General features: G+C 56.5%; 16 protein-coding genes. 7 read left to right on the top strand and 9 right to left on the bottom strand.

Features of this window, described 5'->3' with window-relative positions; genetic code table 11:
- Nucleotides 1-218 precede the first annotated feature (218 nt).
- Together Y71_RS23640 and Y71_RS23635 are read left to right on the top strand one after the other, a co-directional pair.
- The gene (locus Y71_RS23640; protein WP_007372961.1) at nucleotides 219-743 is read left to right on the top strand and encodes a TetR/AcrR family transcriptional regulator; all 525 of its coding nucleotides are present in this window, start codon (nucleotides 219-221) and stop codon (nucleotides 741-743) included.
- Nucleotides 740-1,837, top strand: a complete 1,098-nt coding sequence (locus Y71_RS23635; RefSeq protein ID WP_007372962.1) for an MFS transporter — start codon at nucleotides 740-742, stop codon at nucleotides 1,835-1,837. Before Y71_RS23640 ends, Y71_RS23635 begins: the two co-directional genes overlap by 4 nt.
- A 19-nt stretch (nucleotides 1,838-1,856) precedes the next feature.
- On the opposite strand, the gene Y71_RS23630 is transcribed toward Y71_RS23635, so the two are convergent.
- From Y71_RS23630 to Y71_RS23600, 7 genes are all read right to left on the bottom strand, one after another.
- Entirely contained in the window at nucleotides 1,857-2,066 is a 210-nt protein-coding gene (locus Y71_RS23630; RefSeq protein ID WP_435526113.1) for a zinc ribbon domain-containing protein, read from the bottom strand.
- 227 nt (nucleotides 2,067-2,293) lie between these two features.
- Nucleotides 2,294-3,616 (bottom strand): ABC transporter substrate-binding protein, encoded by a 1,323-nt coding sequence (locus Y71_RS23625; protein WP_035943119.1) that lies wholly within the window; start codon nucleotides 3,614-3,616, stop codon nucleotides 2,294-2,296.
- Nucleotides 3,609-4,682, bottom strand: a complete 1,074-nt coding sequence (locus Y71_RS23620) for an ABC transporter ATP-binding protein (protein WP_007372965.1) — start codon at nucleotides 4,680-4,682, stop codon at nucleotides 3,609-3,611. The genes Y71_RS23625 and Y71_RS23620 overlap by 8 nt, the downstream gene beginning before the upstream one ends.
- 4 nt (nucleotides 4,683-4,686) lie before the next feature.
- The gene (locus tag Y71_RS23615; RefSeq protein ID WP_007372966.1) at nucleotides 4,687-5,511 is read right to left on the bottom strand and encodes a phosphodiesterase; all 825 of its coding nucleotides are present in this window, start codon (nucleotides 5,509-5,511) and stop codon (nucleotides 4,687-4,689) included.
- Nucleotides 5,512-5,522: 11 nt separating this feature from the next.
- Nucleotides 5,523-6,410, bottom strand: coding sequence for a carbohydrate ABC transporter permease (locus tag Y71_RS23610; RefSeq protein ID WP_007372967.1), 888 nt, complete (start codon nucleotides 6,408-6,410; stop codon nucleotides 5,523-5,525).
- Nucleotides 6,400-7,272 carry a carbohydrate ABC transporter permease gene (locus Y71_RS23605; protein WP_007372968.1) on the bottom strand — a complete coding sequence of 291 codons (873 nt, stop codon included), beginning with the start codon at nucleotides 7,270-7,272 and terminating at the stop codon, nucleotides 6,400-6,402. Before Y71_RS23605 ends, Y71_RS23610 begins: the two co-directional genes overlap by 11 nt.
- A gap of 221 nt (nucleotides 7,273-7,493) precedes the next feature.
- Nucleotides 7,494-9,650: a TonB-dependent siderophore receptor gene (locus Y71_RS23600; protein WP_007372969.1), complete on the bottom strand. Its 2,157-nt coding sequence runs from the start codon at nucleotides 9,648-9,650 to the stop codon at nucleotides 7,494-7,496.
- A 434-nt stretch (nucleotides 9,651-10,084) separates the two neighbouring features.
- Here Y71_RS23600 and Y71_RS23595 point away from each other — a divergent pair, with 434 nt between their 5' ends.
- The 5 genes from Y71_RS23595 to Y71_RS23575 are packed head-to-tail and all read left to right on the top strand — an operon-like array spanning nucleotide 10,085 to nucleotide 14,845.
- The gene (locus tag Y71_RS23595) at nucleotides 10,085-10,909 is read left to right on the top strand and encodes an ABC transporter ATP-binding protein (protein ID WP_007372970.1); all 825 of its coding nucleotides are present in this window, start codon (nucleotides 10,085-10,087) and stop codon (nucleotides 10,907-10,909) included.
- Nucleotides 10,906-11,928 (top strand): FecCD family ABC transporter permease, encoded by a 1,023-nt coding sequence (locus Y71_RS23590; protein WP_035943121.1) that lies wholly within the window; start codon nucleotides 10,906-10,908, stop codon nucleotides 11,926-11,928. Before Y71_RS23595 ends, Y71_RS23590 begins: the two co-directional genes overlap by 4 nt.
- Complete coding sequence (locus Y71_RS23585) at nucleotides 11,925-12,977, top strand: FecCD family ABC transporter permease (protein ID WP_007372972.1); 1,053 nt, start codon at nucleotides 11,925-11,927, stop codon at nucleotides 12,975-12,977. Before Y71_RS23590 ends, Y71_RS23585 begins: the two co-directional genes overlap by 4 nt.
- A 14-nt stretch (nucleotides 12,978-12,991) precedes the next feature.
- Nucleotides 12,992-13,939 carry an ABC transporter substrate-binding protein gene (locus tag Y71_RS23580; RefSeq protein ID WP_007372973.1) on the top strand — a complete coding sequence of 316 codons (948 nt, stop codon included), beginning with the start codon at nucleotides 12,992-12,994 and terminating at the stop codon, nucleotides 13,937-13,939.
- A 12-nt stretch (nucleotides 13,940-13,951) separates the two neighbouring features.
- Nucleotides 13,952-14,845 carry a MurR/RpiR family transcriptional regulator gene (locus tag Y71_RS23575; RefSeq protein ID WP_007372974.1) on the top strand — a complete coding sequence of 298 codons (894 nt, stop codon included), beginning with the start codon at nucleotides 13,952-13,954 and terminating at the stop codon, nucleotides 14,843-14,845.
- Here the strand turns inward: Y71_RS23575 and Y71_RS23570 are convergent.
- On the bottom strand, nucleotides 14,842-15,279 hold the full coding sequence (locus tag Y71_RS23570; protein WP_035943124.1) for a type II toxin-antitoxin system HicB family antitoxin: 438 nt from the start codon (nucleotides 15,277-15,279) through the stop codon (nucleotides 14,842-14,844). The two genes, Y71_RS23575 and Y71_RS23570, sit on opposite strands and share 4 nt — an antisense overlap.
- 25 nt (nucleotides 15,280-15,304) lie before the next feature.
- Nucleotides 15,305-15,487, bottom strand: coding sequence for a type II toxin-antitoxin system HicA family toxin (locus tag Y71_RS23565; RefSeq protein ID WP_035886605.1), 183 nt, complete (start codon nucleotides 15,485-15,487; stop codon nucleotides 15,305-15,307).
- Between the last annotated feature and the right edge of the window lie 18 nt (nucleotides 15,488-15,505).

Below are 15,505 nucleotides of genomic sequence, written 5' to 3'. Positions count from 1 at the left end.
TTATCTCCTTTGCGATTGTATCGCGTGCTATTTAAATGGTTGTGAAAGTGGGTTGTGCTTGTGTCTGGAGAGGAATTTAAATAGCTCGCGATTTAATTGCAAGTTAATTTTTCGCGATAAAAATATATCATCTCCTTACTCATTGAATTTTAATGTGTTTTATTTTTACTTTTTTATGGTTGCTGGCGAAAGTAAAACGATCGGTTTACTTTTTAAGAATGAAAAAACGACAAGACATCATTCAGGCCGCCGAGCGGTTGTTTTATAACAATGGTTTTCACGCCACCAGCACCGATCGTATTTGCGAGGAAGCCGGTGTTTCAACGCGCACGCTGTATCGCCATTTCCCTTCGCGAGAGCGATTAACCGCAGCGGTCATGGAAGCCCGCCAGCAGCGTTTTTTCGCCGATCTCTACGCCCCAGAACACCCACAGGCGGTGGAAAAACTTTTTGCCGTGCTCGGGGAATGGATGGCGGGTTACGGCGCGGGCGGATGCTTTTTCCTGAAAGCCTGGGGCGAGTATGCGCAGGAAAACATACAGCTCTGCGCGCTGGCGCTGGATTTTCGCTATGCGCTACGGGATTACATCGCCACGAGCATGAAACATAGCGCGCTGGCTGATGCCGTCTGGATGCTGTTTGAAGGGGCGATTACCGCAGCGTTAATTCGCGGACCGCAGGCGGCTTATGATGCCGGAAAAGCAGCGGCGATCCTGATGGCTGGCGAGGAGGCGAAACGATGAAGCTCGGCATGACCGGTTTCGCGCTGATCGCCGTTTCTTATGGCCTCGCCCGTTTCTCATGGGGGCTGATGATGCCTGCCGTGGCGCAGGATATCCCTTTCAGCCCGCGCCTTGCAGGCATCCTTTCGGCCTGTAGTTTCGCGGCTTATTGTCTGTCGATAAGCGCTGCCGCCACCTTGAATAAGCGCTATGGACCACGATTTCCCTCGGCGGTTTCTGCGCTGAGTGCCGCGCTTGGCCTGCTGCTGCTCGCCGCAGCCGCTTCTCCCGTGATGCTGGGCGTCGGATTATTTATTGCCGGGATCAGCGCCGGGTTTTCGTCGCCTTCGCTGGCGGCTGCGGTCAGTCGTTGCGTGAGCGCATCACGGCAAACGCAGGTGAATACCCTGATTAACGCCGGAACCGGGGCAGGGATCATCCTTTCCGTGCCGCTCCTGTCGTTTCTGCCGTGGCGAACCGCGTGTCTCGTGTTCGCGGTGATTGCACTGCTGTGCCTGTGGCCGGTGCAGCGCTATTTACCGCGTGGCGCACAACTGCAGGCGGAGGCGCGCAAGGGAACGCTTTTCTCGCGCGGTGTTGTCCGTCTTGCGCTGATAGCGTTGCTGAGCGGGATGATGAGCGCCGCGTGGTGGAGTTTTGGCCCGCAAGTGTTGCGCCAGCAGATGGCGGTGGCGGATTCGCTCATCAGTATTCTGTGGTGTGTTTGCGGCGCGGCGGGCATTTTGGGGGCCTTCACCGGCCCGATTGCGCGTTATATCGGTATGCGCCAGGTCTACCGGCTGGCACTGTTGTTTATGACCGCACCGTTATTGTTGATGGCCTTCAGCCACGCATTTTCCTGGTGGTTAATCCCGGCGGTGGCGCTCTGTGGGGCTGGTTATATCACGCTTTCCGGTGTGCTGCTGGTGAGGGGCGCAGAAGCCACGCCAGCGACCCCGGCTTCCGGGGTCGGCATAGCGTTTTTTATGCTGGCCGCAGGCCAGGTGGCTGGCGCGGTGATATTGGGTTTGATCTACGCACAGGCTGGGGTTGCACTGGCATTTGGCCTGTTTGCGCTGCTGGGGTTGGTGCTGCTGTTTTTTACCCCGGATTGAAGCTGCCAGGTTAATAGCTTCAGGCTCTGTCTGCCCACGCAGGCATTGATGTCAGATAGCGGATGGCACGTTTACGCGCTTCTTCGTTGCCCACTTTCTGCCATGAATCAAGGTATTGCGCGAGGCCGGAAACGGCATCATCCCAGGATTTCAGATTGCCTTCGCTGTCGGTGCAGTACGCGCAATATTTATCGCTGGCACCACGGGCATCCGGCGCGGAGAGCGGCATTCCGCAGGAGTGGCAGTGCTGTTCGGTGTAAGACATGGTGTGCTCCTTGTCAGTTGGGTGAGTGAAAAATATACAGTCCCGGCAAGCAAGGAAATGTCTGGCTGATCAATAAACCCCGTATTCACAGTGGTTATTTTTTGAGGTGACACCGTATTTGTTGTTAAGTTAGTAAGCGCTTACAGCCGGGTGAGGGGACATCTCCCCGCATCCCTGCGGGGAACAACATCTTATTTCACCGCTTGCAGCGCGGTTTTTTCCACATAGGGTTTCATCAGCGTATCCGCTTCTTTCTGCGCCGCTTCTGCGGCCGCTTCCGGGGTGACTTTCTCATCGTTCACCACGGCCGCCAGCTGGTTTTCCATCGCTTTACGCACGGCAACCGTTTCGTAAGTGGAATACCACGGATGTGCGTACTGCAACTGTTCCAGCGCGATGGCGGCGCGCGGATCCTGCTTCAGGTACTCTTTCATTTCCGCCGTATCATAGGCCGCTTTACGCGGTGAGAAGTAACCGGTGAAGCGGCTCCATGCGCCATTCACTTCCGGGCTGACGAGATAAGTCAGGAACTCATACGCCGCTTTTTTCTGCGCATCGTTAATGCCTTTAAAACTCACCAGGCTGGCGCCGCCAATTGGCACGGCACGTTGTTCCTGAGCAGGCATCATTGCCACGCCCAGCTCGAAATCTTTCGTGTTTTCACGCATAAAGCCCAACGCGCCGGTACTCAGCATCGCCATTCCCAGTTTGCCGGAAAAGAACGCAGCGCTGATCTGCTTCGAGTTCAGCACGCCGGACGGCATCACTTTGTCTTTGTAGATCATATCCTGCCAGAAACGCAGTGCGCCGATGGTAGTGGGCGCGTTGTAATAGACTTCGCCAGGATAGTTTTCGTTGAAGTAGTTACCGCCGTTGGCGCGTACCAGCGAGGAGAAGATCCAGCCGCCGTAATCGTCGTTGGTAGAAGGCAGCATAATGCCCCACTGGCCTTTGCTCTGGTCGGTCAGCTTTTTCGCATCCTCCAGTAACTCTTTCCAGTTCTGCGGCGGCTGTTTAATGCCCGCTTGCTCGAACATCGTTTTGTTGTAATAGAGGATTGGCGTTGAGTTATGGAACGGAATGGCGTAGGTCACGCCCATCACCTGCGCGTTTTTACGCATCGCAGGCCAGAACTCGTTTTGCAGGAAATCGCCTGCTTTTTTGTCGCCGTACTGGAACAGTTCGTCCATCGGCAGAATTTCATCTTTCAGCGCCAGATCGGTAGTGAAGTTGGCGGACATGATCACCAGTGCAGGCGGCTGGCCTGCTTTCTGCGCCGATTCAGCTTTCATTTTCGTGGTGTCGTAGTTGCCGGTAAAAATCCCGCGCACTTCTACCTCTTTTTGCGAATCGTTAAAAGCTTTGATGACGCGCGTCATTTCCATGGTCAGTTTGCCGTCCACCGGGGCCGGAAACATGAAATCAATCTTCTCCTGCGCCAGTGCGGTGCCACTCATTGCGAGGGTTATACTGTAAGTAAGCGCTCGCAATGTTTTTGGCAGAGGCTTATGCATGGTCGTTCTCCTGGTGTAAGTTAAGCAAGGTTTGCGCATCAAAAAGATGACAATCAAGGGGTGAAAAACCGACGCTGAGTGTGTCCCCTTTGTTGGGCACATCACCCCGGTGTCGGCGGATGTAACGCAGGTTGCCGATGGGCGTGCTGACGTGAAGCTGATAATCCGCGCCCATCAGTTCCCGCTGCATGACGGTGGCCGGCAGCACCAACTGGCCCGCTTCCGGCGTGTCGGTCATGTGCTCCGGGCGAATGCCCAGCCACACTTGCGACGCGCTGCTAGCGTGCTCAGGCAGCGGCAGGCGTTGCTCACCCAATTGCACCTCGCCATTGGCGCAGGAGAGCGACAGCAGATTCATGGCCGGAGAGCCGATAAACCCGGCAACAAACAGATTTGCCGGATGCGCGTACAAATGTTCCGGGCGGCCAACTTGCTGCACGTGGCCGCCATTCATCACCACAATGCGGTCGGCCATCGACATCGCTTCGGTCTGGTCGTGCGTCACATAAATGGTGCTGGTCTTCAGTTGCTGGTGCATCTCCATAATGCTGTCGCGCACTTCAGTACGCAGGCGCGCATCAAGGTTAGAGAGCGGTTCATCCATTAAGAACAGTTTCGGGTTACGCACGATGGCGCGCGCCATCGCCACGCGCTGGCGCTGGCCGCCGGAGAGTTTGGCGGGCTTTCGCTCCAGTAATGCATCAAGCTGCAACATCTGCGCCACGCGATCGAGGCGCGGTTGCCAGCTGGCTTTCTCTTCGTTACGCACTTTCATGCCGAAGGTGATGTTGTCGCGCACGGACAGGTGCGGAAACAGCGCATAGTTCTGGAAGATCATCGCGAAGTTGCGCTCGCGCGGCGAGCGGGCGGTGATGTCATCATTATCGAGCCAGATGGCGCCATCGCTGACATTCTCCAGCCCGGCAATCAGCCGCAACAGTGTACTTTTGCCGCAGCCGGACGGGCCAACCAGCACCACAAATTCGCCATCGTGAATATCCAGCGACAGCGCGCTGAGCGCCGCTTTGCCATCAAACTGCTTGCTTACATTGTTCAGTCTTAACATGGGATTAGCGCTCGTCCACCGGGCAACTGATGTTTTCGTCATACAGCCACGGGCCCGCGTAATGCGACAGCGAGTGCAGGTAGCTCACCCACTGATCGCCAATCTGGCGGTGCATCAGGCACGACGGCGGAGACATGTCGTAGTACGGGCGGGTATCTTCGTGGCAATACGGTACCTGGTGTACGGTGGCCGGAATGGTGGCAATCGTTGCCTGGCGATATTGCGTCATGGTCAGGCTGTGGTTATGGCCGCAGAAAATGCGCGTCAGCGACGGGAAGCGCTCAACCAGTTTCAGCAGCAGGTGACCGTTTTCACAGGCGATGCGATCCATCTGCGCGTTGCCCAGCGGCAGCGGCGGATGATGCATAAATACCGCGGTCGGTTTGTCTTTGCTGGCGCTCAGTTGCGCTTCCAGCCATTGCAGGGTTTCATTCGTCAGCCAGCCTTTTGATTCCCCGGCAAGACTGGAATCGATAAACAGTAGACGCGTCGCGAAATCATCAATCGCATAACGAATGTTCTGCGGATCGCTGCCAAGATGCGGGCACAGCGGGTGCAGATATTCCAGAAAGTGCGCTTTATCGTCGTGGTTGCCCGGAATGACAAACAGCGGGTAATCCAGCCCGCCGAGGATCTGGCGCGCCACGCGGTACTCTTCCGGGCGGCCGCAGTTGACGATATCCCCGCTCACTACCACCGCATCCGGGCGTTCGCGCAGGGCGTTAAGCTGACACACGACGTCGGCATTCCCGGCGTTGATATCAATAAAACCGTACAGCTTCTCGTTCTGGCTGCGGAAATGGGTGTCGGAAATTTGCGCTAAAAACATAACTACACTCCTTATTTAATACCGGAGAAGCCAAAGCTCCGGAGAAACTGTTTCTGGAAAGCAATAAACGCGACCATCAGCGGCAGGCAAACCATCAGCGTCCCGGCGCTGATCATTCCCCACTGGCCGCCGGATTCTGCGCCCATGGCGAAGGAGACCAGGCCGACTGTCAGCACCTGTTTGTCCGGATCGTTGAGCATCATCAGCGGCCATAAATACTCGTTCCAGTGATAGGTAATGCTGACGGTGGCGAACGCCAGCACCGACGGCCACGACATCGGCAACATCACGCGGAACAGCACCTGCCACCAGCGACAGCCCTCCATCAGCGCCGCCTCTTCAATCTCTTTTGGGATGGCGAGAAACGCCTGGCGCATCAGAAAGACGCCAAACGCAGAAGTGAAGTAGGGCATCATCACGCCGGTCAGCGTGTTGAGCAGGCCGAAGGTTTTCAGCGTCAGCATGTTGGGGATCATCATCACCACCGGCATGATCATCAGTTGTACCAGGAACAGGATGAACAGCGTTTTCTTGCCGCGGAATTCGTGGCAGGCGAAGACGTAACCGGCAGTGGTAATGGTGAACAACTGCACAAAGAACGTGCCGAAGGCGAAGATCAGCGTGTTGGCGTACAGGCTGAGCCAGTTGGCGCTGTCCCACGCATCGCGAAAGTTATCCAGCGTCAGCGGGAAGCGCGGCAGAATTGATGCCATATCTTCGCCAAAGGTGGTGGCGCTAAACGCGGATGAAAGCATCCAGATAAACGGGCTTACCCACAGCAGCGCCAGGCAAACCATCAGCAGCGTAAGCGTGATCGGGCGCGAATGACGCAGACGCAGCCACAACGGGCGCGGCACGACAGCAGCCCGGTTGATAACAGGAGTAACCTCAACGCTCATAATGCGCTCCTCTCTCAAGCAGTTTCAGGTTGACCAGCGAGAAGACAAACAGCCCGACCAGCGTTAAAAACGTGGCGGCAGAGGCTTTACCGAGATCGTGAGTGTCCCAGGCGAGATTCTGGATGTAATAGAGCAGTACGGTAGTGGCATTGTCCGGGCCGCCGCGCGTCATCACGGCAACGTGGTCGATCTGGGTAATCGAGTAAATCAACGCGGTAGTGACCACAAAGCTGATGGTCGGGCGCAGTAACGGCAGGGTGACTTTAAAGAAAACCTGCGTGGAGGTTGCGCCTTCCATTACCGCCGCTTCACGCGTTGAGGCGGGAATGCCCTGCAAACCGGCGAGGAAGAACAGCATGTAATACCCGGCAAACTTCCACACGCCAATCAACGCCAGCGCCAACAACGCGCTATTGCTGCGCCCCAGCCAGTTGTTGTTCATCGGCCCGAAAAGCTGCGCGAGGTAGTGATCGAGCATCCCGAGGCCAGGCATAAAAATAAACAGCCATAGCGCGGCGGCGCTGACCATCGGGATAATCATCGGAAAGAAAAACGCCGTACGTAACCAGCGGTTGATGCGATGGTTTTCCCACAGCGCCACCGCCAGCAGTAGCGCCAGCGTTACCCCCGGAATGACAGTGAGCAGGATGTAGATAAGGTTATTGAACAGAGACTGCCAGAACACCGAATCATCCAGCAGGCGGACGAAATTTCCCAGCCCAACGAACGGCGCATCATTGCTGACGATGCGGGTATCGAACAGGCTGTCATACACCGAGCGCAACAGCGGAAAGTAAGTGAACAGCGCCAGGAACAGCAGAGACGGTGACAGGATCAGCCACGGAAGCCGGTATTTTCTCATAAGCCTTGAACCGCGAATTTACGGGTTTCGAAAGCCAGAGAGTCTGTGAAAAAAATGCTGCAAAAGGATTGCGTAAAGGTGACCGTTTAATGAACGGGTGTTCATTGGGGGCGTTTCATGGTGAAACCGGGATGTTACCAGCAGGATGGCGGCAAAATAGCATGTCAGAAAAAAGCCCCGCGTCGTGCGGGGCAACTTTCTCACTGCGTTACGTTGGGGACTCAGAACTCCATTTTGACGGTGAACTGCACTTCGCGCGGATCGCCAATCTGGTTGCCGAGGTTATTGGTGGTGATCGACGAGGTGTAATACGTCTTGTCGAAGATATTTTTCAGGTTTACCTGTAGCGTTACCGGGTATTGCAGCTTCATTTTGTAGGCGGCAAAGGCATCGGCAACAAAATAGCCGGGCAGGTAGTAATCCGCGCCGTTGGTGGCTGAACGGCGGCTCACGCCGTGACCGCCGCCGCCAAGGGTCAGCGTGTTACCGGCAAACACGTTATTGATGTCGTAAGTCAGGAACACGGAGCCGGTATGACGCGGCACGTTCGGCAACGGTTTACCGGCGTAATCCGGATCCTCCAGCACTTTCGCAGCGGTGTAGCTGTAGCTGGCGATGACATTCATGTTTGGCGTCAGTGAACCGGCAAGATCCATCTCTACACCCTGCGAACGGACACGCCCGGCGGTTTTGGCAACCGTTTCATCACCCACGATTTCGCTGTACAGCACGTTGCGTTTATGGATATCAAACATGGTGATATTCGCAGTAACACCGTCGAACAGGTCAAACTTGGCGCCCACTTCGTAAGATGTCGAGGTTTCCGGCGGCAGATCGCCAATATAGCTGGCGATGGAGGACTGCGGCATAAACGCTTTCGCCACGTTACCGAACAACGACACTGAAGGCGTCAGCTTATAGACCAGGCCGAATTTCGGCGTCCATTTCTCATCGCTGCTGTCGGTGTTGACGTTGAACGGACGGCCTTTACCGGCGTACTGGGTGTAGTACTGATAACGCATCCCGGCAACGGCGATCCATTTGTCGGTCAGATATAACGCGTCCTGAGCGTAAGCCGAGTAGCTCTCCTGCTTAATGGTCTGATCGCTGTCCGATGCGGAGACGGTCGTACATTTGCTGGCGCTGCCATAGCTTGGGTTGTAGATATTGAAGTCTTTCACGTTCTTACAGCGGATCATGTCGGTACGCAGCAGATCGTAATATTCGTACGAAATACCGGTGAGGATCTCGTTGTAGAAGCCGCCGATATCGACATTCCCCTGCAAATCGGCACGCGTCGTGTGCATCCGCTGAGTGGATCCCTGCGTGGCGTCCACGCGGCGCGTGAGATTACCGGTAGCGGCATCGTAGGCCATCACGCGTGACTGGTTATCGCTGTACTTGTCCTGGCTGTAGCCGTATTCCAGCTTGCCGGTCCAGGCGCTGTTAAAACGATATTCTGCATTCAACTGCGCAATATCGGATTCGCCATCGGTAATGTTAAACGGCTCATCGAAGCGGGTTTTACGATCGACATTCACCGCCTGTTTGGTGGTGAGATCGAAGATCGTGCCGCGGTCGAATGGCGTCTGATAATCACGATGTGAATAGAGCACGTTGACGGTGGCGTTATCACCGAACCATGTTAACGACGGAGCAATATAGGTGCTCTTATTTTTGCCAAAGTTGCGCCAGTAATCTTCGTTCTGATATTCGCCGATCAGACGATACGCCAGCCGCGTGCCTTCGATCGGGCCAGTGACATCAAACTGACCGGTGCCGCCGCCAAAGCTGGAAGAGGTGGCGGAAATGGAGCCGCCGAATTGGGTCTGTGGACGTTTAGTAACAACATTGATAAGCCCGCCAGGATCGAGAATGCCATACAGCGTTGAGGCCGGGCCTTTCAGCACTTCCACGCGCGAGGCGTCGGCATTAAAGCTGCGCGGCACCACGGTGCGCAGGCCGTTGGTCATGATCGAACCGTCGCGGTTGGTACCAAAACCACGACGCACAAACGAATCCTGCGTACCGCCCAGCGTGTTGGTTTGCACCACGTTACTGACGTTATACAGCGCTTCATCAAGGCTGGTAGCGTGCTGATCTTCCAACACTTTATCGCTAACGGTATTCACCACTTGCGGAATATCCAGCAGCGGCATTGAGGTCAGCGTTGCCGTAGAGGAGCTGATGGGTTGATAGCCGGACGTGGCGGGTTGATCGGCCGATGATGCATCCGCGTTGACGGTGATGGTGTCGTTATTGGTTTTATTTGTCGTTTCCGCCGCGAGCGTAACCGGCGTGAAGCATGATCCCAGAAAGAGCGCAGAGAACAAGGCGCGCCCTTTCAGCCCATAGATACCGTGAGTGAACTGAACCATTTAATCTGTTTTCCCAAAAAACTGTGCATAACACAGACGTGGACGTTTCTAATGTATTGCCCGATTGCGCAAAATCTATCCGTTAAGTCGCCGAATCCGGCGTCGGATATGTAATTGAGAATCATTCAAACACGAGCATTTGTAGTAGTAAATGCAAAATGAAAGAATTTTGCTACAACGGGAAAGGGTGAGGAAAGCGCAGCGGGATTACTCAGGTTTATCTTTTTAACCAAATGAAATAAATAAGATTAATTATTTTCACGATCGATGTAGTCGCCTGTAGTAACACTTGTTTTGTGGCTGCTGGATTGTGTCATCATGCTGCTTGACTACTACAGTGCCAGACGGCAAAATCGAAAAGAGAATGAGAGTTATTTTTATTTGAAAGATTAGCGCGCACGGGTTTTCCACGCGGTTGCGGCGCAGGAGTTAACATGCCACAGCGAGTGGAACAGCAAGCTCAGCAGGGGATTGTGCTCGACGGCCTGTCGGCGGGCTATCAAAAGCAGGTCATCGTTGATGACATCACACTCACTATCCCGCATGGAAAGATGACCGTGCTGGTCGGGGCCAACGGCTCCGGCAAATCTACCTTGCTCGGCACTATTGCCCGCATGCTCAAACCGCTTGGCGGCAGCGTGTTGCTTGATGGCAAAGCCATTCATCAACAGCCAACCAAAGCCGTCTCCCGCCAGTTAGGTATCCTTCCACAGTCGCCGCTGGTGCCGGAAGGCCTGACCGTTTTTGAACTGGTATCGCGCGGGCGTTTTCCGTGGCAAAGCTTTATGCGCCAGTGGTCGGAAGAGGACGAACTGGCGGTGCTGGAAGCGTTGCATCTGACCGGCACGGCGGAATTTGCCCACCAAACGGTTGATAGCCTCTCCGGCGGACAGCGCCAGCGCTGCTGGATCGCGATGGCTCTGGCACAACAAACGCCGGTGATCTTGCTGGATGAACCGACTACTTTTCTCGATCTACGCTATCAGGTCGAGATCCTCGAACTCTTGCAGACCTTAACCCGCGATCATGGCCGCACGGTGGTGGTGGTGTTGCACGACCTCAATTTCGCCGTGAATTATGGCGACACGCTGGTGTTCCTCAAGCAGGGCCGTTTGCAGGGCGTGATCCACGAAGGCGACAGTTGCACGCCTGCGCTGATCAAAAATGTGTTCGATGTGGATGTGCAAATGTCGGTTAACCCGTTGACCGGAAAGCCCTTCTTTATGCCTTTTCGTAAACCGGCAGGTTCCGGCGTATGAGTTCGCTTGCGCTTTCAACCCGACGCAGCGGGCGCATCAGCGCGACGGCCTTTGGCTTGCTGCTGCTGTTACTGACAGCGGCTGTGGCGCATCTCGGCCTTGGCGCGCGCTACATCGCGCCGCTCACGGTGTTACAGGCGCTGGTGGATTTTGAACCCAACAATTTCGATCATCGCGTCATTATCAGCCTGCGCTTACTGCGGCTGGTGGCTGCGCTATTTACCGGCGCGGCGTTAGGGGTTGCCGGATCGTTGTTGCAGTCGGTGATCCGCAATCCGCTCGGCGAGCCGCATATCCTCGGGCTGAACTCGGGGGCGGCGCTGGCGATGGTTGCCACAACGGCGCTGGGGGTAAGCGTTGGCGATGCCAGCTTCAGCCGCGCCTTTATCGCCGCAGGCGGCGCTGCGCTGCTTTTTTCACTGGTGATGGCGCTCTCTGCTGCCGGGCGCTCCGGCTTTACGCCATTAAAAGTAACGCTGTGCGGCGTGGCGATTTCCACTTTTGCTTCCTCCATCACCGCCGCCATCCTGATCCTTGATGAACAGACGCTGCTGAGCATCCGTAGCTGGCTGGCGGGCGATCTCGCCGGGCTGAGCTGGCCGGTGTTGCGGGCGGCATCACTGGTTGCTGGTGGTGGATTTGCCCTGGCGCTGTGGCTCGCGCCAGCGCTGAATATGCTGGCGCTTGGCGACAATATGGCGCGCGGCCTGGGCGTTTCTCTGCTGCGCACTCGCGTGTTGTCGTTGGCCGCTATTGCCTTGTTGTGCGGTGCGGCCGTTTCGGTCGCCGGGCCGATAGGGTTTATTGGCCTCGTCGTTCCGCATATGGTGCGACGCCTTGCCGGGGATGATTTGCGCGCGGTCGTCCCGCTGTCAGCGCTCGGTGGCGCATTATTGCTGCTGCTGGCGGATATCGCCGCCCGTACGTTGCTGTCGCCACAGGAACTCGCTACCGGCGTGATGACTGCGCTGGTGGGCGCGCCGCTCTTTATTCTGCTGGCGGCGAGGTTTTTCAAATGAGCCACCTGCCTGAACACGCCGGGCTGCGCGGCTTGCGGCTTGGCGGCTTCTCGCGCTTGCTGCGCCCGCACGCGCTGTGGTGGCTGGCTGGCCTGAGTTTTTTGTCGTTAATACTGCTGCTTTCCGGTGTGACGCAAGGTTCGTTACCGGTTCCCGCTTCTGCCATTGGCCGGGCGCTGTTGCTGCCTGATGCGCTGAGCGCTGAACAGCACTACGTAGTGTGGGATATTCGCCTGCCCCGGGTGCTGATGGCGCTGTTGTGCGGCGCGATGTTGGGTATGGCGGGCGCAGCGATGCAGTCCATCACCCGCAACGGGCTGGCGGATCCGGGGCTGATTGGCGTGAAAGAGGGTGCCTGCGTGGTGGTGCTGACGCTGGTGCTCTGCTTCCCGGCTGTCGGGCTGGTCTGGCGTCCGCTGGCAGGCATGGCGGGCGGTTTACTGGCCGCCGGGCTGGTGATGGGGCTGGCGCGTGATGTTTCTCGTCCGCGCTTTGTGCTGCTTGGCATTGGCGTCTCCTGGACCTTCGCCGCCGGTATCGGCGTATTTATGACCACGGCTGATGTGCGTGATGTGCAGACGGCAATGATGTGGCTGGCAGGTAGCCTGCACGCCGCCACCTGGCCACTGCTGATCGTTGCGCTGTGCTGGGCGCTGCCCGCGACGTTGATTTTGTTGTTAACAGCGCGCGCCGCCGATGTGGCACTACTGGGCAATCAGGCGGCAACCGGGCTCGGCGTTCGCCTGTCGCACCTTGCATGGCTGCGGGTGATCGCGCCGGTATTGCTGACGGCCGCCAGCGTTTCCTGCGTCGGCAGTATCGGTTTTGTCGGGCTTATCGCTCCGCATATGGCGCGTTTTCTGCTGCGCGGCGGCCAGCGGGCGCTGCTGTGGGGCAGTGCGCTGCTCGGTGGCCTGCTGGTGCTGGTGGCGGATTCGACAGGCCGTCTGGCGTTTGCGCCGCTGCAAATTCCCGCCGGGATCGTCATCTCACTGATTGGCGGGCCGTTTTTTCTGCTGCTGCTGTGGCGGCGACGCGATCGTTTATAAGCTTAAGGAGCCGTATGCGCCTGATTTTTTCACTGTTATTGCTGGTTGGTCTGAGCGCTGGCGCTGCGGAGCCGACACAAACCTTCACCGATGATTTGGGGCGCGTGGTCATGGTACCGCTGCATCCAAAGCGCATCGTGTCGCTGCACGATCTGGATATCACCATTCCTCTGATTGAGTTAGGTGTGCCACCGGTCGCCAGCCACGGGCGTACCCGCGCCGACGGCAGCCATACGCTGCGCTCCAGCGGCATGCTGACCGGCGTCGATTTTGATAACTCGGACATTGCGTTTATTGGTACGGCGGATATCGATATTGAAGCGATCGCCGCCGCGAAACCGGATCTGATCATCACCGAGCCGAGCCGCAACACGCCGGTGGAGCAGTTAGAGAAGATCGCGCCAACGGTAAGTATCGATCACTTACAAGGTGGTGCACCCGAGATCTACCGCAAGCTGGCACAACTTACCGGTACGCAGGCGCGCTTGCAGATCCTTGAGCGACGTTACCGTGAGCAGATTGCGGTGCTGAAAAGTACGATCGACACCAGCAAAATCACCGTGTCGGTGATCCAGGCGAACAACGGCAAAATCAACGTATTACACAGCTATCATTCGCTGGGGCGCGTGCTGCGCGATGCCGGCTTTCGTTTTCCTAAACTGATCGACAGCATTCCTGAAGGTGGGCGCATCGATGTCAGCGCCGAACGTTTGCCGGAGCTGGACGCTGATTTTGTCTTTGCCACCTGGCGCGGCGATACCGGCGGTAAACCGCAGGATGAGATAGCGGCGATGGATGCGGTGATGCCTGGCTGGTGCGATTTTCTCAATGCCTGCCGTACCGGGCATTACGTGCTGATCTCCCGTGAGGAAGCGATCTCCAACTCCTTTGCTTCCCTGAGCCTGATGGTGGCGCAGGTGCAATCACAAATCGCCGGGCGGCCGCTACCTGCCGCGAAGTAAGGAGCCGCAACGATGCTGAACACAAAAAAAGTGAAAAATCGCGTGGATGTGTACGGTGAACGCTTTCGCGCGCGGGCGCACACGTTGTCGCCGCGTTTGCAGGCCGTTGCCCGCTATATCAATGAAAATCGCGATGTGGTGCTGGAGCATACCGCGATTGAGATTGCGGCAGCGACGCAGACTTCAGATGCCACGGTGGTGCGCGCCATCCAGGCGCTGGGCTTTGCCGGTCTGCGGGATCTAAAACAGACGCTGGAGCACTGGTTTGGCCCGGCCATTTCATCGGCAGAGAAGATGAGCACCACGGTAAATGCGCTCGCCTGCGATGTGAATTCCGGGATCGATTTTGTGCTCGAAGGGCATCAGCACACCTGTGAAGTACTTTCCGCGCCGGACAACCGCTATGCGATTGCGCAGGCGGTGGCCCTGCTGGTGGGGGCACGGCAGGTGGCGATTTTCGGCATCGGCGCGTCGGGGATCCTGGCGGAGTATACCGCGCGGTTGTTCAGCCGCATTGGCCTGCCTGCGACACAGCTCAATCGCACCGGTATTGCCCTCTCCGAGCAACTGATCAATTTGCAGCGCGGCGATGTGCTGATCATGATGGCGCAAAAATCAGCGCACCGCGAAGGGCTGACCACGCTGAAAGAGGCGCGGCGCCTGGGGATCCCGGTGATCCTGCTGACCAATGCGACGGACTCGCGTTTTAGCCAGCAAGCGGATGTGATAATCCAGGTACCGCGCGGCGGCGAGAAGGGTAAGATCCCGCTGCACGGCACGGTACTGCTGTGTCTGGAGATGATTGTTTTGTCGGTCGCGTCCGCCACTTCGCAGCAGGCTATTAAAACGGTGAAACGCATTAATGAGTTTCACCGTGGGTTAAAGCCGGGCGGGAAGAAGGGTTAAGCTCTGTGCTGCGGCGTAATGGTCAGATCAATCTGTCGATTTAACTGATGTAGCGCCAGTTCAACCGTTTCCACCTTCGATGAGTGCTCCACATCGAGCAAGCGGTCAATTTGCGGCCCTTTCTGTCCCAGCTTTCTTGCCAGCTCAGCTTTTCGCGTCCCGGTTTCGATCATGGCGTTATGCAGTGCGGCTTTCATGGCTACGAGTACGGGCAGCGATACGATGTATTCGCCTTTTAGCGGCGCGCTTGCCGCCGGGATTGGACGCCGCTCGTCAATTTCGATAGCAATCGCAACAACAATCCCATCAATCGACTGCAGTAAAGCCTCATCAAGCGTATCGCCAACGGAGTTCATGAGCGGTAGATCGCGGCATGAGACCACGAACTGACCTGTAGCATCGTCTCGTTCAATGTGGACGGGATAATTAAACATTTAACACCTCTTTATCGCTAAGTTCTTACAGGCCTAAGTCCTTCATAATCTTTTTCCTCAACGGCTCAGGAATCTCTTTCGAACCATGAAAAGGGAAAACCGATGCCCTACCATTAAGCCTGACTTTAAAATGGCTTCCTCCACCTGGAGCTTTGGTTAGCTCCGCTCCCTGAGATAACAACCACTTTCTGAACTCGCTGTATTTCATTCGGCATCCTGCCTTATA

This window comes from Kosakonia radicincitans DSM 16656, from assembly GCF_000280495.2.
Taxonomy (GTDB): domain Bacteria; phylum Pseudomonadota; class Gammaproteobacteria; order Enterobacterales; family Enterobacteriaceae; genus Kosakonia; species Kosakonia radicincitans.
This window is presented reverse-complemented; position numbering and strand designations above follow the sequence as displayed.